Source organism: Sessilibacter sp. MAH1, from assembly GCF_054658315.1.
In genome coordinates this window covers 58,729-78,295 of sequence record NZ_BAAGIC010000014.1, presented here as the reverse complement: position 1 = coordinate 78,295, position 19,567 = coordinate 58,729, and the positions used below count along the sequence as shown (strand labels likewise).

General features: G+C 42.9%; 12 protein-coding genes. All 12 read left to right on the top strand.

Annotation, left to right across the window (positions count from 1 at the left end; genetic code table 11):
- The first annotated feature begins 761 nt into the window (after positions 1–761).
- Positions 762–3,413, top strand: coding sequence for a TonB-dependent receptor plug domain-containing protein (locus ACYQ28_RS14145; RefSeq protein WP_460051076.1), 2,652 nt, complete (start codon positions 762–764; stop codon positions 3,411–3,413).
- A gap of 842 nt (positions 3,414–4,255) precedes the next feature.
- The gene (locus ACYQ28_RS14140) at positions 4,256–5,395 is read left to right on the top strand and encodes an efflux RND transporter periplasmic adaptor subunit (protein WP_460051077.1); all 1,140 of its coding nucleotides are present in this window, start codon (positions 4,256–4,258) and stop codon (positions 5,393–5,395) included.
- 104 nt (positions 5,396–5,499) lie between these two features.
- A complete protein-coding gene (locus tag ACYQ28_RS14135) occupies positions 5,500–8,607 on the top strand; it encodes an efflux RND transporter permease subunit (RefSeq protein ID WP_460051079.1) in 3,108 nt (1,035 codons plus the stop codon).
- 717 nt (positions 8,608–9,324) lie between these two features.
- Complete coding sequence (ggt, locus tag ACYQ28_RS14130) at positions 9,325–11,118, top strand: gamma-glutamyltransferase (protein ID WP_460051081.1); 1,794 nt, start codon at positions 9,325–9,327, stop codon at positions 11,116–11,118.
- A 281-nt stretch (positions 11,119–11,399) separates the two neighbouring features.
- Positions 11,400–12,818 (top strand): dipeptidase, encoded by a 1,419-nt coding sequence (locus tag ACYQ28_RS14125; protein WP_460051083.1) that lies wholly within the window; start codon positions 11,400–11,402, stop codon positions 12,816–12,818.
- 114 nt (positions 12,819–12,932) lie between these two features.
- A complete protein-coding gene (locus tag ACYQ28_RS14120) occupies positions 12,933–13,646 on the top strand; it encodes a YebC/PmpR family DNA-binding transcriptional regulator (RefSeq protein WP_460051085.1) in 714 nt (237 codons plus the stop codon).
- Positions 13,647–14,716: 1,070 nt separating this feature from the next.
- Entirely contained in the window at positions 14,717–15,484 is a 768-nt protein-coding gene (locus tag ACYQ28_RS14115; protein WP_460051087.1) for an oxygen-binding di-iron domain-containing protein, read from the top strand.
- Between the two features lie 1,064 nt (positions 15,485–16,548).
- A complete protein-coding gene (locus ACYQ28_RS14110) occupies positions 16,549–16,839 on the top strand; it encodes a hypothetical protein (RefSeq protein WP_460051089.1) in 291 nt (96 codons plus the stop codon).
- Positions 16,836–17,303, top strand: coding sequence for a DUF3106 domain-containing protein (locus ACYQ28_RS14105; RefSeq protein WP_460051090.1), 468 nt, complete (start codon positions 16,836–16,838; stop codon positions 17,301–17,303). The genes ACYQ28_RS14110 and ACYQ28_RS14105 overlap by 4 nt, the downstream gene beginning before the upstream one ends.
- A 10-nt stretch (positions 17,304–17,313) precedes the next feature.
- Positions 17,314–18,162 carry a hypothetical protein gene (locus ACYQ28_RS14100; protein WP_460051092.1) on the top strand — a complete coding sequence of 283 codons (849 nt, stop codon included), beginning with the start codon at positions 17,314–17,316 and terminating at the stop codon, positions 18,160–18,162.
- A 12-nt stretch (positions 18,163–18,174) separates the two neighbouring features.
- Positions 18,175–18,717 (top strand): RNA polymerase sigma factor, encoded by a 543-nt coding sequence (locus ACYQ28_RS14095; RefSeq protein ID WP_460051094.1) that lies wholly within the window; start codon positions 18,175–18,177, stop codon positions 18,715–18,717.
- Positions 18,714–19,142: a DUF3619 family protein gene (locus tag ACYQ28_RS14090; RefSeq protein ID WP_460051096.1), complete on the top strand. Its 429-nt coding sequence runs from the start codon at positions 18,714–18,716 to the stop codon at positions 19,140–19,142. The genes ACYQ28_RS14095 and ACYQ28_RS14090 overlap by 4 nt, the downstream gene beginning before the upstream one ends.
- The last annotated feature ends 425 nt before the right edge of the window (positions 19,143–19,567 follow it).

Genomic DNA, 19,567 nt, shown 5'->3' with positions numbered 1-19,567 from the left:
GTGGCTTTTTGCTTTTTTTTAATAGTTGCTTAGTGTGCATGAAATTACCGAAATAAATAGTTTGTTTAAGTTTTGTTATCACAAAAAACTTTTTTCGGCATTGTAGAATGGTTTAAATTGGGTCATGGTAAGCGGCTGATGCACGATTATTTATAAAAATAAAATTCGTTAATTACCGTTGTTGATGTGCGCTAAGTGTTGGATTTTAGAAGATAAATTCAATAAATAATTTTGTGTCGATCTTTTTTATAGGGCTTTGTGAATAATTTTGCTGGGTGATTTATTTTTATTCACCATAAGGAATTATTTAAGAAAATAGAATTTCTGAATAAGATTATTTCTCTGCACTTGTATAGTGCGTACCTTACTTTAGCGTACTGTGTGATGTGTTTTTTGAGAGCACAATTTTAATTTGAACGAAATGTTGAGAAAAATATTTCTGCTTATTTCCAAAAAAACCGTTTTTTTTCTGGCCGGGTTGATCTGAATTTACCCGGTATAAGGAACTTTTTTAATTATAACTAACTGGCTAATAAAAATTAGTCAGGAAATGGTATGCGCTTTGCTCCCTACGTTTTCAGAACGCGTAGCAAAGCATTAGTTCCTTAGTAAATTTCTAAGGTGACTTAATGCATGATGTGTTCATGCTACCAAATCAAGATTAACACTTTATGAATGTATTGGTGTTGCCGTGATTTCGGCGATCCGTATCGCTTTTATTTGAATTTGTAGACCTTAGGTGAATAAGCTTTGGAGATTATATGAAGCATTTTAAGACAAAATTACTTTCTGTTGCTGTAGCAGCAATTTGTGCAGAAAGTGCTTTAATCACAAACGTTGCGTACGCGCAAAGTTCGGATTTGGAGGAAGTGGTAGTAACGGGTGTGCGTGGTAAGCCTCGCTCAGTTTCAGATTCTCCAGTACCGGTCGATGTTTTTAACGCTGAAACCATCGAATCAATCTCCTACAGCGATACCAACGACATTCTCCAAACTCTTGTTCCTTCTTACTCTGCCGACCGTAGCCCAATTGCCGACGGTGCAACCTTTATTCGTCCAGCAAGCTTACGTGGCCTGCCAACCGATAAAACCTTGGTATTGGTTAACTCTAAGCGTCGTCATCGTGCGTCTTTGGTTGAAATTGGCGGTTCTGGTACTCAAGGTCCAGACGTTGCAACCATTCCTGCTGAAGCGTTGAAAAACATTGAAGTTTTACGTGACGGTGCTGCTGCACAGTACGGTTCAGATGCGATCGCGGGCGTAATTAACTTCATCTTAAAAGACAACAGTGAAGGCGGTTCTTTCTCTGTTAACTACGGTGAATACTACGAAGGCGACGGCGAGCAAGCTACTCTTTCGGGTAACATTGGTTTTGCACTGGGCGAAAACGGCTTCTTAAGTATTTCTGGTGAATACACCGATAACGAAGCGACTTCTCGTGGCGAGCAATACTGTGAGTTATTCTTCTGTTTAGATCCTTCTAACCCTCTGTACGAAACGTTTATTAACCAAGACACAACGAATGATCCAGTTTTAGAAGCTCGTATTGCTCTAGCTCAAGATCCAGACTTTCTTGCTGCATCACGCAACGCGTCTTTGGAAGGCGATGTTGTACAGCCTTGGGGGCAGCCAAACTTTGAAGGCACTAAGTTGTTCTTCAACTCTGGTTATGACGTAAGTGATAGCACTCAGGTATATGCGTTTGGTAACTACACCCAGAGTGAAGGTGACGGCAGCTTCTTCTACCGTTTCCCATTCAACGGCACTGTTGAAGATTTGCGTACCGAAAACGGTGATATTTACAACCCGTTAGATATCTTCCCGGGCGGTTTCACTCCTCGCTTCTTCGGTGAGATTGAAGACTACTCCTTAGCCGGTGGTATCAAAGGTGAATTCGATTCTACCTTTACCTACGATCTTAGCGCTCGTTACGGTTACAACGAAATTGAGTACACCCTTCGCAACACCATTAACCCATCTTTGGGCCCAGATTCTCCAACTTCTTTTAAACCCGGTTCTTTAAGTAACGAAGAATTCCAGATCCAAGCGGATTTTGTTAAAGAATTCGATAGCGGCTTAGTGGTTGCGTTCGGTGCTACCTACTTAGATGAAGAATACGATATTTCTACCGGTGAGCTGAGTTCATACGAAGCGGGCCCCTACGCAAGTGCCGACCCTTTCGGTTTCTGTGATGACAATGGTAACGAAACTGCTGCAGGTCTTGCAGTTATTGCCAATGGTTCAACTCTAGATTGTGACAACCCAGAGGATGCTGTTTACAATATCGTAGGTGTTGGTTCTAACGGCTTCCCAGGTTTCTCTCCGGACTTCTCTGATACCTACAGCCGTGACTCTTACGGCGTATATGTTGATGTGAGCAAAGACGTCACCGACAAGCTATTCCTACAAGGTGCTTTACGTTACGAAGACTACTCTGACTTCGGTGACGAGCTTGTTGGTAAGATCGCTGCGCAATACGACATTAACGACGTATGGGGCTTCCGTGCTTCTATCGGTACCGGTTTCCGTGCACCAACTCCTGGTCAGCAAGGTACCACCAACGTATCAACTCGTTTGCCAAACGGTTTCCCAGTTGCCACGGGTCTGTTCCCAGCTAGCAGTGACGTAGCACAAGCATTGGGTGCTTCTCCGTTAGATGCTGAGACCTCTTTGAACTACACCTTCGGTTTCACCGCTAACTACGATGCATTCAGCTTAACTGTTGACTTCTACCGTATCGAAATCGAAGACCGTACCTTCGCGGTATCAACTCGTAACGTTTCTACCGATCCAACTGATGCTGACGCTTTTGCAAACTTCCAAGCGTTACAAAACGCAGGCGTTGTTGGTGCTGAATCCATCGGCGGCGTATTCTTCTTTGCAAACGCTTTCGACACGATTACTTCGGGTGTTGATATCGTAGCAACTGCGCCTTACGAGTGGAGCAACGGTCAATCTACCGATTTCACTGCGTCTATTAACTTCAACAAAACCGAATTCGATTCTGACCCAAGCGAATTCTTAAATCCAGAAGACCAGTTCGACTTCGAGAACTTCGATCCAGAATGGCGTGCAACCTTGACGGCTGTTCATCACATCGGTGACTTGTCTCTACTTGCTCGTGCTAACTACTATGGTGAATCTGAAAACTCAAACAACAATGGTGAAGTTACTGCGGATAATCCTAACGGTTTAACTTATCAAGACTTTGATCCAGTTGTTTTCGTGGACTTGGAAGCTAGCTACCGCGTAAACGATAACTTCACGGTTTCTTTGGGTGGTCGTAACATCTTTGATGAATTCCCAGATGAAGACGAAATCGGTGACTACGGTAACGGTCGTATCTACCCATCTGACACCATCGTTGATTGGCAAGGTGGCTACTACTACCTACGCTTGAAAGCAGACTTCTAATTTCTGCTTAAGCAGGGTTAGTGCTTAACCCTGCTGACTGATCTTAATCTCAATGCGTGACTGTTAAGCCTTTCCTCTGGAAAGGCTTTTTTATATCTAACGAATAAAAAGCTCGTATGGGTTAGAAAGGTTTTCTATCTATCGTTGCTTAGGTCGTTAATATTTGCACTATAGGAAGCTCTGATTAACCTAGAGTTTCCAGCGACACAAGGATGTGTCGCCAATTTCAAGAACGGTAAGTGATTGAAATTGTCAAGAAATTGGAAATCGCATTTTCAATTTCTGTCCTCTGATTAAATCAGGGATGAGTTAATCAGAGGTTCCTATAGCCATAATGTCTTAATTTGGAGCAAAATTTTCCAATGTGTAATTCATCTGGAGCTTTTGTCGAGGCGTATTTTAATTCCATTCAGCATTTTAAAATTTTCATACAAGATATCTTTAGCGGCGACCGTGAAAATAATTCGAGAACGGTGAGTGTATGTGATTAACTGCTGGATGATTTAATCAAAGGAGAGAAGTTGGTAATACAATTTTTAATTTCTTCATAATTTCAATCACTTACAGCTCTTGAAATGAGCGGCACATCTTTGTATTACTAGAAGCTCTGCTAATTAGAGTTCTTATACACTCAGGGAATTTAGTTACTGTTCGTTGTGTAACTTACCGGTGGTGTTTTTGCTGGTCTTGCATGTTAAATACTGTAAGTATTTACTTGGGCGGGAATTATTTTTTAACTGAGAAATCAAGATTATTATTTATAATTACCCAATTTGATTTTGTGGTTTAGATCGAATTGTTTCGTTGATACCACCTTCCGATTTTAATGCGAGTGTCTATCCATGTTAGTGCAGGGCTTAGCCCGTATCGTTAATTCTTTATGTTCCCAACATATCCGTAAGATCATTTTGGTGGGCTGTATAACGGCTTTGTCGGCGTGTTCAAAAGAAGGTCCAGAGACCGGTTTGCGTCCAGGTGCTGGTGACCGCCCTCCAACGCCAGTGGTGTTGGGTGAAATCAAAGAGCAATTTTTAGTTGATGAGATTGAAGTCATTGGCACCATGGAGGCCTTTGAATCAGTCATGATCAGCTCGTCGGTGACCGATAATGTTTCATCGGTCAATTTTAAAGACGGTCAATTGGTGAAAGAGGGTGATGTTCTGGTCACCTTAACCAGTGACGAGCAAGTAGCAGAATTAGACGAAGCTCGTGCCAATTTAAAAGACTCTGTTCGCCAGCTTGAGCGCTTAGAAAGCATTGGCAAAAATTTAGCATCGCAGTCTGACATCGATCTTGCCCACGCCGCGGTTGATGCCAATCGTGGACGACTACAAGCGATAGAGGCACGTTTAGACGACCGTATTATCCGCGCGCCATTTTCTGGCGTACTCGGGTTTCGCCAGGTCAGTGTTGGTGCCTTGGTGACTCCGGGGACTGAAATCACTACTCTTGATGATATTCAAACCCTTAAACTCGATTTTACGGTTCCCGAAGTGTATCTGGCTCAGGTTCAACCCGGAAACCTCGTCACTGGTATTAGCCCGGCTTGGCCAGACCAGGAGTTTTCTGGTCGTGTAGTCACCTTGGGCTCTCGCGTTGATCCTGTTACCCGTGCCATCTCTGTTCGTGCAGAAATTCCCAATCCCGAACTTAAATTGCGTCCCGGCATGCTGATGAATGTCACGCTCTATTCGGGTCAATATTTGGGTTTGGTGGTAGAAGAGAGTGCGCTGGTACAAACCGGTAGTCGTGCCTCAGTATTTATTATTGACCAAGACAATAATGCGCAACAAACACCGGTGACCTTAGTAAAACGCATTCCCGGACAGGTAGTGATTTCTGGCGACGCGGTTAAAGCCGGCGATCGTGTTGTGGTCGATGGTACTCTTAACTTAAGGCACGGCGCCAAAGTGCACGCTGTCGAAGATGAGCAATCATCAGTATCGGGAAATTCGCTAGGTCCCAATCGGGATAAATCCTAAACAAATCTTCTTACGCGGTGAGCCGATAAATTTTAATTTGGCTCATCGAATATTTATTCCTGTCTGCGTATTTGTCGCAGATTCTTCAGTCGCTTGAGTAGGTTATGACGCTATCTGATATTTGTATCAAACGACCGGTATTTGCCTCCGTTATTGCATTGTTGATGGCTGTTTTCGGTGTCTTTTCTTTTCAGCAATTATCAACTCGCGAATACCCAGATATTTCACCGGCACAGATTTCCATTCGTACAGAATACCCTGGTGCCGCCGCCGACATCGTTGAAAATCGTATTACTCAGGTTATTGAAGACGAAGTGAGTGGTATCGAAGGAATTAAATCGATTCGCTCGACCAGTATCGATGGCCGCTCGACCATCAACATGGAGTTCGATCTTAATCGCGATATTGATCAGGCTGCCAACGATGTTCGTGATTTCGTCTCACGGGTTGAGCGGCGACTTCCAGAAGAAGCTGAAGATCCTGTGATTAACAAAGCCGATGGTGACGCGCGTCCGATTATTTTTATCAGCTTGGTTTCCGATACTTGGTCGATCATGGAATTGACCGACTATGCCGAGCGTTATCTTAAAGATCGCTTCAGCGTTGTACCCGGTGTTTCTTCGGTCAATATTTTTGGTGGTGGTAATCCATCCATGCGTATTTGGATTGATCGCCAAGAACTCGCCGCCCGTGACTTAACGGTATTGGATATTGTCGATGCGTTGCGACGCGAGAACGTAGAGTTACCCGCGGGTCGCATCGAATCCTTCTCGCGTGAGTTTCCGGTGCGAATTATCCGTAACTACCAAAACCCTGAAGACTTTAAGCAACTGGTTATTCGTCGCGGTGAAAACGGCCACTTGGTTCGTTTAGGCGAAGTTGCCGATGTGGTAATTGATCGCGAAAATCTCCGTCGAATCTTTTTGACCAATGGCAGCGACAGTATGGCTATTGGTATTGTTAAGCAATCCAACGCCAATACTGTTGAAGTGCTTGAAGGTGTCCACGAAGAGTTGCGCAAAATTGCCGAAAGCTTGCCGCCGGAGGTACAGATCACTGCTTCGGGTGATGCCTCTGAATTTATTCAAGCCGCCATTGATGGCGTTTACTGGACCATCGGTGCCACAGTTTTACTTGTGGCATTTGTGTTGTGGTTATTCCTCGGCAGTTTGCGGGCACTGTTAATTCCTGTGGTGTGTATTCCTCTATCTCTACTGGGATCTTTCGTTGCTCTCTATGCGTTTGGTTATTCCATCAACTTGATTACCTTGTTGGCCATGGTGCTGGCCATTGGCTTGGTGGTTGATGACGCGATTGTTGTTCTCGAAAACATTCACCGCCGTGTTGAAGAAGGCGAACCGCCTTTGGTTGCTGCCTATTATGGTGCTCGACAAGTAGGCTTTGCGGTCATTGCCACTACCGTGGTTTTAGTGGCGGTATTTGTGCCTATTAGCTTTTTGGGCGATAACACCGGTCAAATTTTCTCGGAACTCGCCGTTGCGATTTCGGCGGCTGTTATCGCGTCAACGATTTTAGCGCTGACCATCGTGCCGATGATGTGCAGTAAATTATTGCATTCCAACGAAAAACAAATTGGTTTTATTCGTTGGATGAATTCGGCAATGGATCGCATGAGTAATCGCTACGAAAGCTCGCTGCGTGGCTCAATGAAGTTCGTTCTGCTGCCAGTTCTGTTGTGTATTATCGCGGGTGCTTCCGTGTACTTTTTTATGGGCGAAGTCGAACAAGAATATTCGCCTTCGGAAGATCAAGGCACCTTAATGGCCGTCGTGAGTGCTGAAGAAGGTACCAGTATCGAAAAAATGCGCTCAATCATTAATCAGCTCAATGGCAGTTTAGAAAGCCGGGTCGAGTCTGGGGAATTAACACGGGTTTTGTTTGTGTCACCATCGTTTGGATCGTTAAATCCCATTTCGGCGTTTTCTCGAATTTCGTTTACCAACTGGGAAAATCGCGACAAGTCTGTATTTGAAACTCAAAGAGAATTAATGCAGGAATGGCGTGATATTCCCGGTATTCGCGCCGGTGTATTCGTACCCAATGGTTTAAGTCGTGGCGGCGGTAACAATCCCATCGAGTTTGTTATTCAAGGTGATAGCTACGAAAACCTCATTGCTTGGCGTGATATTGTCATGGAAGCGGCGCGTAAGAGTGGTATGTTTACCGGCCTTAATTCCGACTTAAAAGAAACACAGCAGCAGGTGCATTTATCGGTGGATAAAAACCGCGCCGCTGCGCTAGGTGTATCTATCGAAACCATTGGTGAAACTCTACAGGCATTAATGGCCGACCAAGAAGTTTCGCGTTACGTAAAAGACGGCTTGGAATATCCAGTTATTTTGCAGGTAAAAGCCAATCAGCGTGATAACAACGACGATATTTCTAACACCTATGTGCGTTCGTCAAACAGTGGTCAATTAATATCTTTGGCTAATTTGGTAAAAATTGAAAACACTGCCGACATTTCTAATTTACAGCGCTATAACCGCTTGCGTGCAGTAACCATTACCGCAGGTTTGTCTCCGGGCGTTACCTTGGAACAGGGTTTAAGCTTTTTAGAAGAAACCGTTAAATCGGCTCTGCCCTATCAGGCGCAAATTGATTACAAAGGTGAGTCTTTAGAATTTAAAGAATCCACCAACAGTTTGTTCTTTGTGTTTGGTTTTGCACTGTTAGTTTTATTTTTGGTAATGGCTGCACAATTTGAAAGCTTTGTGCATCCAACGGTGATTATGTTTACCGTACCTCTAGCCATTGCCGGTGGTTTACTGGGTTTGTATGTAACCAATTCGACCTTTAATATTTTTAGCCAAATTGGCTTTTTAATGTTAATTGGTATTGCAACCAAAAACGGTATTTTGCTGGTAGAGTTTATTAATCAGCTGCGCGACGAAGGTATAGCGTTCAAAGATGCTATAACCCAAGCCTGCCGTTTGCGATTGCGCCCAGTATTAATGACAACAGTGTCTACCGTGGTTGGCGCAATTCCATTGGTAATGGCAGCGGGTCCCGGCTCGGCGAGTCGTAATGTACTTGGCATTGTGGTTTTATTTGGTGTTGCCTTCGCTGCGCTGTTAACGCTTTATGTGGTGCCAGGTTTTTATCAGTTGCTCGCCAAAAAAACAACGTCGCCGGAACACGTTGCTCGTGAGCTAGATCGATTGGAAAAACTAAACACTAAAACTTCTTAACATTTCTAGGAATAGCATTTGCTACTGGTTTCTTACCGTTCGAAACTCTGATTAACCTAGAGTTTCCAGCTCACAAGGATGTGTCTTCCGATTAAATTATTGCGGAGTTAATCGGAGGTTTCAAAACGTGGTTTATTTGAGGCATGCTCTATAAATTATCTATGGGTAACAGAGTATCAAAAGTGGATAACCCCTATAGGAACCTCTGATTAACTCATCCATGATTTAATCAGAGGGCAGACATTGAAAATGTGATTTCCAATTTCTTCACAATTTCAATCACTTACCGTTCTTGAAATTGGCGACACATCCTTGTGTCGCGAGAAACTCTAGGTTAATCAGAGTTTCCTATACTCTGCGTTAAAAGTTCTGCAATGACAGTAGTGCAATTTCTGAAAAGTTAAATTGCGTATTGTTACGGTTGCATAAAGAACAAAGTTTTTTTAACGTCTGAGCTGATAAAAATGTCTAGGTCGGATGAAGTTGAGCAAATATGTCAGCAAATAAATGTGTTAGCAAATAATCAATGCATCAGTGTTTAATGAAATATTTTTTATTTTGAAACCTACTTCGGCTACATATTCTTACCTGATTGCAGCTGCTTCTTAGACAAAATCTGTTTTAACGGTAGTTTTTTTAGCGTTAAAAACGGTCTCAATTTTTTAATTTCTATTTTTAAATGGTACCCAAAGCGAAATTCGCCCAGGAAATACATTAATGACAAATCTTAAGTTACCTCTACTGTGCTCTTTGTTCGTGGCAATTACTGCCTGTAGTGACGATCAAGCAAAAACGCCTCCCGTTGAAACCAGCTCCACAGAAACTTCTTCAAGTGTTACCGAAATTGTCGAATCATCTTCTGTTTCATCAGGCTCTAGCTTTGTTTATGCAAAACCTACCGGTCTTATAGCGAATGAAGCCGCTGTGGTGTCTGCACGCATTGAAGCTTCTGAAGTTGGCCTAGAAATTCTTAAAAAGGGCGGCACTGCGTTTGATGCCATGGTCGCGGTTGAAATGGCGTTAGCGGTTGCTTATCCATTTGCCGGTAGTCCCGGTGGCGGCGGTTTTGTGGTGTATCGTCAGGCAGATGGTTCGGTAGGTGCTTTGGATTTTCGTGAAAAAGCGCCTCTGGCGGCACACAGAGATATGTATCTCGATGAGAACGGCGAAGTTATCTCGGGCATGAGCCGAAACGGCGCAACTGCGGCAGGTGTGCCTGGCACAATCGCCGGTATTTTTGCGATGCATGAACGCTTTGGAACTAAACCCATTGCCGAGCTTTTACAGCCCGTTATCGATTTGGCTGAAAAAGGTGTGGTTGTTACTGAATATCAAAAAAGCCGTTTGGATAGCAGTCGTCCTTTGATTGCGGAAATCAGTGGCAGCGATTCTAAATTTGCCCGTGAATATCAGGTGGGTGAAATAGTTAAGCGTGATGCGCTCGCAGAAACCTTGAAAAAAATCGTCGCCAACGGCCGTGATGAATTTTATAAAGGCGAGACGGCCAAGAAGATCGCCCAATTTATTCAAGAAAAAGGTGGATATATTACCGAAGAAGATTTGGCGCAATATAAAGCCGTTTGGCGCGAACCCGTGCGTTTTTCTTACAACGGCTTCGACATTATTTCGATGAGCCCACCAAGCAGCGGTGGTGTGACCTTACAGCAAATTTTAACCATGATCGAACCCTACGACGTGGGTCAATACGATCACAATAGTTTGCCTTCTACGCAAATTATTGTTGAAGCAGAGCGCCGCGCTTATGCCGATCGTAACGAATATTTGGGCGATCCGGATTTTGTCGATATTCCTAAAGATAAATTGCTGAATCCTAATTATCTTAAAAATCGCATGGCCGATTTTAGTTTTGATCAGGCGACAAAATCTTCTGACATTAGCGCCGGGGATATTAATTTTGCCGAAAGCATGGAAACGACCCATTACTCCATCGTCGATAAATACGGTAACGCTATTGCTGCCACCATCACCATTAACGGTGGTTTTGGTTCAAAACTGTTTAGCGATGAACTCGGTTTCTTCTTTAATAATGAAATGGATGACTTCAGTGTAAAACCCGGTGTGCCGAATATGTTTGGTTTAATTGGTAACGAAGCCAACAGCATTCAACCCGGTAAACGTATGCTGAGTTCCATGACACCAACCATCGTCGAAAAAGACGGTGAGTTTTTTATGGCCTTGGGTGCGCCGGGTGGTTCAACCATTATTACCTCTGTGTTACAAACATTTTTAAACGTCACAGCTTTTGAAATGAGTATGCAAGAAGCGGTTAATGCGCCGCGTTTCCATCATCAATGGTTGCCCGATTTAGTGTTGTTTGAAAACGAGGGTTTTAGCGAGGAGCTTTTAGAAGGCTTAAAAGCAAAAGGTTACCAAGTGAACCGCGGTCGAGCACCGGTTATTGGTAAGGTTGATGCGATTTTGCGTCTACCCGATGGCACCTATGAAACCGGCGCCGACAAGCGTGGTGATGATGCCGCAGCGGTTTTTTAAGACCAGCGGCGCGCGATCACATTAGAACCTCTGATTAACTCATCCATGATTTAATCAGAGGCCAGAAATTGACAATGCAATTATTAATTTCTTTATAATTTCAATCACTTATAGTTTCTTCAATTGGCAACACATTCTTGTCTTGCTGGAAATTCTAGGTTAGCCAGAGTTTCCTGTTCTCAACGTGGTTGTGCAAATTTGGTTTAAACATACTTGAGTGCATAGGCACTCAGTGTTTTGGCGATCAATAAATGTTTGTTAAGCAATAAAAAGAGGCTTTGATGAAATCCACATCGGTTATTTTTCCCCAGTTTTTGGCCTCAAATCCGCTTTCGGGCTCGAAAAAATTGTTGGGCTCGAAAAAATTGTTGGGCTCGAAGAAATTGTTGGGCCCAAAAAAGTTGTTGGCGATGTGCATTGTTGGCGCGGCATTATTGGGTTGTGATGCCAAACAACCGGCGTCTGAAGAAAATGTCCAACAAACGAATTCATCTGAACAAACTGTTTCTGAACCAAAAAGTGTTTCTGAATCGGCCGCTGATGCTGCCGACATTTCACAACTGCACCAGTCTTTACTGACTATTGATACGCACATTGATATTCCCATTACCCTTGGACTTGATGACGCAGATCCTCGCGAACTAAGCCCCATGCAGGTTGATCTGCCTAAGACGCGGTCTGGTGGTCTGGATGCGGGCTTTTTGATTGTGTATGTTGCCCAAGGGCCGGTGTCTGAACAAGGTTATGCAACCGCGTACGAAGAAGCCCAGCAAAAGTTTACCGCGATTGAGCGCATGGTTGCGAACAGCCCCAACGATGTTGCTTTGGTGAGAAACCCAGAGGAGCTAAAAGCGGCCGTGGCCGACGGTAAGTTTGCGGTTGCCGTTGGTGTTGAGAATGCGTTTTCTCTTGGCTCTAACTACGAGCATTTAAAAGAATTCTACGACCGCGGCGCCAGATATATCTCTTTAACACATTTCGGTCACAACGATTTTGGCGATAGTTCTGGCCCCAAAGGCGAACAAGAAGGTGTTGCCGAACCCGTTAACCACGGTTTGAGTGAGAAGGGTAGAGCGCTTATTGCGGCGATGAATCGCTGGGGAATTATGGTGGATGTTTCCCATACTTCAAAAGAAAGCACGCTTGCAGCGGCGGAATTCTCACGCACTCCGGTCATTGCTTCGCACTCTGGTGTGAAGGCGCTGTTTGATCATCCGCGCAATCTGTCCGATGAAGAAATTAAAACCATCGCTAAGTACGATGGCGTAATTCAGCTGGTAGCTTTTGATAGCTATTTACGCGCGCTTCCCGATGAAGCCAAAGCAGAGATCGAAGCTATTAAAGCAAAAATGGGTTTTGAGGGTGCCGATTGGTACAAAAAAGTCACCCAAACCCAAATGGGTGAATTCCGAAACGCGGTAGCGGCTTTAAACGCGCAATGGCCAAGAGCTACCATAAAAACCTTTGTTGATCACATTGAGTACGTTATTAAGCTTGTTGGCATCGATCACGCCGGTATTGCCTCTGATTTTGGTGGCGGCGGCGGTATTGAAGGTTGGGACGACATCAGCCAAAGTGCGGCAATCACCGAAGAGCTTGTCAACCGTGGTTACAGCAAAGAAGACATCGAAAAAATCTGGAGCGGCAACCTATTACGAGTGTGGAGTAAGGTCGAGGCCTACGGTAAAGCTCAACAATAATCCACAATAAACCATAAAATCTCTATTGATTTAAAATCTGACTAATAAGATGGGTTCACTAATTCGCGGCCTGAAGTTAAAATCGCCAACTTTTGGAAGATCGACGAGGACGCAATGGGCAGAGCCTATCAAAACCGAAAAGAGTCAATGGCGAAAACCTCCGATGCGAAAGCGAAGGTTTACAGTAAATACGGTCGTGAAATCTATGTGTGCGCAAAAGCGGGCGGCGTTGAGCCAGACGGGAACCTAACACTTCGCGGCCTAATTGATCGCGCAAAAAAAGACCAAGTACCCGGTCACGTTATTGAAAAAGCGCTGGACAAAGCCCGAGGTGGGGCTGGCGAAGACTTTTCATCGGCTCGCTACGAAGGTTTTGGTCCCGGTGGCATCATGGTAATCGTTGACTGCCTAACCGATAACCCCAATCGAACCTTTGGTGATGTGCGCCAATGCTTTACCAAGTGCAAAGCAAAAATCGGTACCCAAGGTACTGTTGGTCACAGTTTTGATCACAGTGGCGTTTTTGTGTTTTCCGGTGAGGAAGAAGCAACCCTAGAAGCGTTGATGGAAGCCGATGTAGAAGTTACAGACATCGAATCCGAAGACGGAAAAGTTAGTGTGTTTGTTCCTCATACCGAGTACGCCAAAGCGCGCTCCGCGTTAACCGAAGCGTTTGGTGACATCGATTTTGATGTCGACGAAATCCAATTCGTACCGCACGAGCGTTCCGCCATCGAAGGCGAAGATTTGGAAATGTTCGAGAAGTTTATCGATATGCTGAACTTCGTTGACGACGTCCAAAACGTTTATCACAACGCGGAATATTAAGACGCCTTGTAATCTCGCTAAATTGAATCAACAAAAGATTCTGTTTAGAAACCTCTGATTAACTCAGCTTTGATTTAATCAGAGGCGGATTCTGTAAGCTCAGATCTGTCCGGCAATTACAATCGTTTATCAACGTTGACGACATGTCTTTGTATTGATGGCGACTTTCAGCAAACTCAGAGTTGCCGTAAGAATCCTCCTCGTATAATTCGAATAAATTTTTATATCTCCTATCTCAATTACACTTCTTTGCTATATTTATATTGTTAAATTAATTTTTTCTAATTCACTAGTCTTTGCATTAATAACTAGATTATTAAATGTATCTATAATTTAAAATTATTCAGTCTAAATAAGATAAGATAAATCTTTAACGTAACATTGAATTTAATTTAACAAGCCAAGTTTCTATTACGTAATTGATTATTTTAGAGTTTTATTGATAGTGAACTTAAATCGCTTTAAAAGTTTTTGTAGTCAAGTTTTTGAGCAAAAATTGACGTTAATCGTATTTTTCAAAAAAATTGATTAATTTGGCGGAAAAATTATCAGTTAGTATTCACTTTGATTAAATCGGTTCCAAAAAGCAGTAAAGTTTTGACGATAATTCGATCACATTTGTTTTAAATCAAAAAAATGGTGAGTTTGTACAATAAACAATAATTCGCACGTATTATTTTAATCAAGACAAATATTTGCCTTAATTAAATGTGTACACCTGAGTTTATGTTGGTGTTTAAGAAAATTTTTGTCACATTTCTTTTTCTAATGTTCTACAATTCCGACCCCGAAAAAATAGGCTGTTATATTTTCGGGCTATCGGTAATGTTCGCGGGTTGATTTTATTTACAACAATGAGCAAGCTTTTAAATACATAATTAACATCGTTTTTAGCGGTTTTATGTATTTGTTTTTCCGCCGATGTTTAAATTCTTAAATGCCTAACCTTTGTAGAAAGGTCGAGCAAATAGCAAGAATCGTTTTTATGCATCCTTCCTTTAAGATGCTTCTATTTATATTTTTTCTATCAAATTGGCAGGCTGTGTTTTTGAAACAGGTGGTGGAGAGTTATGTCTGAACGAGTGGTTAGAGTTTATGATCAAGACGAGCATGTATGCTTGTTCGTTACTGGCCTCGTTGACGGTGAGGGAATTCCAAGTAACCAGTTAGTGATTGTGGATCATGGCGAAGCGTCTTTATTTGATCCAGGTGGTGATTTAACTTATACCCCGTTATCTATTGAGTTAAGCAAACATATTTCACTGAAAACCTTGAAGTTAATTTTTGCGTCTCACCAAGATCCCGATATTATTTCGTCTTTACCACGTTGGTTAATGCACACAGACTGCCAGGTGGTAACCTCGCGTTTGTGGGCACGATTCTTACCACACTTGGTGTCTGGTTTCGTATCTGGAAAAATGAATAAATCTTTAATCGATAGAATGATTGAGCTTCCAGACAAAGGCGCCAAAATTCCATTAGGAAAAACCCACATACAAGCGGTTCCAGCGCATTTTCTACATTCTGTGGGTAATTTCCATTTTTACGATCCTATCTCAAAGATTTTATTCTCGGGCGATGTGGGTGCTGCGGTAACACCGGGACAAGATCATATGGCGGTGACTAATTTCGCAGAGCATGTACCGTTAATGGAAGGATTTCATCGACGTTATATGGCCTCTAACAAAGCCTGTCGAGCATGGGTAGATCGTGTTAGAAATCTAGACATCGAAATGATTTTGCCTCAACACGGCAAGCCTTTTGTTGGTAAAGACCAAGTCAGACAATTCTTGAATTGGTTTGAGCAGCTTGAGTGCGGCGTTGATTTAATGATGTAAGTTTCTGGTTTTATGCGTATTCGAACCTCTGATTAATTCCTTCACGATTTAATCAGAGGACAGAAATCGAAAAATGCGAATTTTAATTTCTTCAAAATTTCAATTACTTATCGTTCTTGAAATTGACGACACATCTTTTTCGCATTGAATGAATTGCATTGAACGAGTTGCATTGAACGAGTTGCATTGAACGAGTTGCATTGAAAATTCTAGGTTTGTCGGAGTTTTCTATTTTTAAGACGATCAACCAACAACTGCTGTTTTAATCGTCTTGTTTTCAAGTTTCCTCTCCTGTTATTTTTCCGATCTCATTATTAGAAAAACCTCATATTTAATCTTTATCATCAGATTGATTCTATTGATGTCATTGGCATTCGCCTACCGCCAACGCTGATTTGCCCGAGTTTTATGGTATACAAGAACGGATACGTTGACGTCGATTCCTGCGAGTCATTAAGAGATTGAGCAAATCAGAAAGCGTATTTTCCAAAGCCCTGCTATGAGCTCTTTAGTTAGACGTGGATCATGGTGTAAATGTGGTTGATTGGCTTTCAAGCCGCCGCTCATCATCCCGCTGATAATTGTGAGGCTATGTTGCTGGTCGTGTGGCTGTATTACTGGTTGAGTGACTGTATTGCCGATTGCGTGATTGGCATGGTTAACTGTCTGACAGGTAGATGACCTGCATTTACAATAAAAATGCATTTTAAATAAATCATTAGGGTTTTTTTAACGCAAATGGTTTTTGGGTAAAAGCGTCAGAATTATTTGAAGCAGAGAAAACGGTCGCTTACTAAAGCTTTAGGAAACTCTGATTAACCTAGAGTTTCTCGCGACACAAGGATGCGTCGCCAATTTCAAGAACTGTAAGTGATTGAAACTGTAAAGAAATTGGAAATCACATTTTCAATTTCTGCCCTCTGATTAAATCAAGGATGAGTTAATCAGAGGTTCCTTTAAGTTACGAACACGGAAAGACTGCAAGAGTCGACCATCAAAACAGTCCATTTCCAGTAGGTTATTCAGGTGCATATCATCTTAGATTGGATCGCTAGGTTTTATACATGACAGACAGAAAAAAACGGCACATGCGGGTAGTTAACGCACTCTTGTGCTTGTCGCTGACACCATTACCCGTATGGGCGGATGATTCTGACAGTGAGGTAAAAACTTCGGAGTCTTTGTCAACCAAGGCGCCGTCGCAGGCGTTATTGGAGTTTTTAGCAGACTTCTCCGGTACCGACGACCTAACTTTCAACGTAATTTTGTACCACGGCTTGGAAGACTACGAAAAGCAACAAGCTGGGCCTCAAGCTGAGGCAGACTCGACACCGCAGGGCAGTAAAGAACCATGACTATTTATCGTTTATTGCAACCGTTGTATGGCTTATGTTTGTGTGCCTTAGTGTTCACCGCAAACCAAGCACAGGCGCAGAGCTGGGCCGAGCTCAACGAGCAACAACAGACCGCTCTTGCGGCGGTACAAGACCAGTGGCAGAGTTTTTCACAGGAACAAAAGCAGCGCCTTTTAAAAGGAGCATCTATTTGGCAGCAAATGACGCCACAGGAGCGTACACAAGCGCAAGAACGACGCGAATTGTGGCAAAGCTTGAGCGAACCGCAACGGCAAGCCGTGCGCGAACGCTTTGAAAAATTTCAAGCATTACCCGAGCGCGATCGAGAAAAAATTCGCAAGCAGTTTCATCGATTTCAATCGCTACCACCCGAAAAACGTGAAGCACTTAAACAGCGTTTTAAAAGCTTGTCGCCACAACAACGACAAGAGCTTTTTCAGAAACTAAAGAATCGTCGTCAATAGGAATTGTATTATGCGCTACCGCCTTTTATGGCTGTGTTTATTGCCGGGGTTGTGCTGGGCCGACGACGAATGGTTGGGTTCGGACGCAAAACACAACGATATTACCCTGCGAATTGGCTCAGACTCCGAAGACCAGCGCTTGTATGCCGCAGATTTAGTCCTTGAATTGCCCGGTTATCACTTATTTGAGGCGAGCTACAGTGAGTCTGAATTCGACCTTGCTCAGCAATCCGAACACAGCGAAAGAACCTACCTCAGATTTAGCACCGATCCCATAAAAACCTGGGGATTTGGCCTCGACTACACAACAACCAAGTCCGACAGCTCGGTTGAAACGGAAGATGTTGGTGTTAACCTTCGTTATTTTCCCGGTTCTTGGTCTGCCGAGCTCGGCGTTTCAATTGGAACTATCACCAGTGAGGGTGTGCTGCGACGATTCCAGCGCTTACCCAGTCGCAGTCGAGAATTTGATCGCACCGGTTATCAACTGCGCTTTGTACGCTATTGGAATAATTTCAGTGCGAGTATTGACGGTATTGTTTACGACTACGACGAAGAGTTTCCAGTGAATCTAGCACAGCGACAATTTGTGTTGCTGGTTGCTCAGCAAAACCTTTCTGGACTGTTTGATTTAGTCGACTGGCAAGTGAGCGCTGGTGCTCAATACGTACTGGGTGATTGGGGCTTATTTTCACAGGTTTCCCAATATCAATTTGCCATCATCGAAGAACAAGAAACCAGCATTACTCTTGGCGCTGACTACGCGCTGTCAGATGCCTGGACTATGGGTGCATTGGGTTCGTCGTCAATTGATGAATCCATTGTGTATGGAGAACTATCACTGCGTTATCAATGGTAAAGGACTGATATCGTGAGTGCTCGCCATAGCCCCTTAGATGCTTTTTTCCAAGCCGTACAAAGCCGTGCCTTTGTTACGGCAAAACTTGCCGTCAGTAACGAAGATGATGCGTTAGATATCGTGCAAGAATCGATGCTAAAAATGGTAAAAAGTTATCGCGATGCTGATCCAGAACTCTGGGGTGGTCTTTTCCAACGCATATTGCAAAACACCATTCGCGATTGGTATCGACGTCAAAAGGTTCGTAAAGTGATGTTCTGGTGGCAGCAGCACGAGGTAAGTGAAGAAGAGTTGGATATAGATGAAGGTTCAACTCAGCAAAGCACACCGGTTCAATCTTTGGCAGATACACAATATAAAAAGCACATTTTAACCGCGTTGAAAAAACTGCCCAAACGTCAGCAACAAGCCTTTGTTTTGAGAGCCTGGTGGGAACATAACACCGAAGAAACCGCCGAAATTATGGGTTGTAGTCAAGGCAGCGTAAAAACACACTTCTCTAGAGCCTTATCGGCATTACAAGATCAGCTCGCGCACTTAGGGAGCGACTTATGAAATCTCCAAAAAATCCGCTTGATAAAACTTCTGACGCGGAAAAAAAATTAACTAAAAAAGTTTCTAGCGTACTTGATCAAGAAGCAGAGGCTCTTCCAGCACACATTCAGGTGCGACTTAATGTCGCACGTAATGCGGCGTTGAACTTTAAACAGGATAAATCCAGCCGTGAGTTTTTTGGATTTCTATCAAACAACTCTTGGGTAGTCGGTGTAACAGCTTTTGCGGCTATGTTTGTGGTTGCCGTGGCTGTGGTATTTAACTCATCAAGCAGCCTAGACGACTCCAGCCAGCTAGTGGATGAATTGAATTTAGTGGTTGTAAATGAGGATCTTCCTTTATTACAAGAAGATTTAGAGTTTTACGTATGGCTGCAAGAACAGGACGTAAGTGATCTTGACGATAGTTCAAAAAATTCCGGTTAATTAAAATAGAAACGTTAAGTCATTTTTATAATTATTGAAAAATGCTATTAGAAGACGTTAAAAAAACAATTTATGTCGGGTAAAGTTTGTTCAAATATAAAGCTAATTATTACAAACTGCTTACCGAAAAGAATTTTTTTGTGGTTTTTTGTGAGGTTTAATCTATTGCGAAAAACCGAAATTAGAAAATTACTTGTTGTTCGATTTATTGCAGGCTAATAAATGTTGGTGTTCGTTAATTTAAGATAAGTTAAAGCACGAGTAGGTTTGTTGCTGCTGTGAGAATAACTGTTTTTAAACATAAATAAATTATGTGAATCGGCAACCGATCTATTTTTAGGCAATCGCGCAACGTTAAAATAAAGAGTGTTAAAAACTTCTATTTTTACCTTAAAAATCAGTCAGGTGTTATTTCTTTCAGTAAA

Coding starts and splice junctions, on each gene's coding strand:
- ACYQ28_RS14125 (WP_460051083.1), top strand. CDS start 11,400: ATGAAATCCACATCGGTTATTTTTCCCCAGTTTTTGGCCTCAAATCCG.
- ACYQ28_RS14140 (WP_460051077.1), top strand. CDS start 4,256: ATGTTAGTGCAGGGCTTAGCCCGTATCGTTAATTCTTTATGTTCCCAA.
- ACYQ28_RS14120 (WP_460051085.1), top strand. CDS start 12,933: ATGGGCAGAGCCTATCAAAACCGAAAAGAGTCAATGGCGAAAACCTCC.
- ACYQ28_RS14105 (WP_460051090.1), top strand. CDS start 16,836: ATGACTATTTATCGTTTATTGCAACCGTTGTATGGCTTATGTTTGTGT.
- ACYQ28_RS14135 (WP_460051079.1), top strand. CDS start 5,500: ATGACGCTATCTGATATTTGTATCAAACGACCGGTATTTGCCTCCGTT.
- ACYQ28_RS14115 (WP_460051087.1), top strand. CDS start 14,717: ATGTCTGAACGAGTGGTTAGAGTTTATGATCAAGACGAGCATGTATGC.
- ACYQ28_RS14100 (WP_460051092.1), top strand. CDS start 17,314: ATGCGCTACCGCCTTTTATGGCTGTGTTTATTGCCGGGGTTGTGCTGG.
- ggt (WP_460051081.1), top strand. CDS start 9,325: ATGACAAATCTTAAGTTACCTCTACTGTGCTCTTTGTTCGTGGCAATT.
- ACYQ28_RS14090 (WP_460051096.1), top strand. CDS start 18,714: ATGAAATCTCCAAAAAATCCGCTTGATAAAACTTCTGACGCGGAAAAA.
- ACYQ28_RS14145 (WP_460051076.1), top strand. CDS start 762: ATGAAGCATTTTAAGACAAAATTACTTTCTGTTGCTGTAGCAGCAATT.
- ACYQ28_RS14110 (WP_460051089.1), top strand. CDS start 16,549: ATGACAGACAGAAAAAAACGGCACATGCGGGTAGTTAACGCACTCTTG.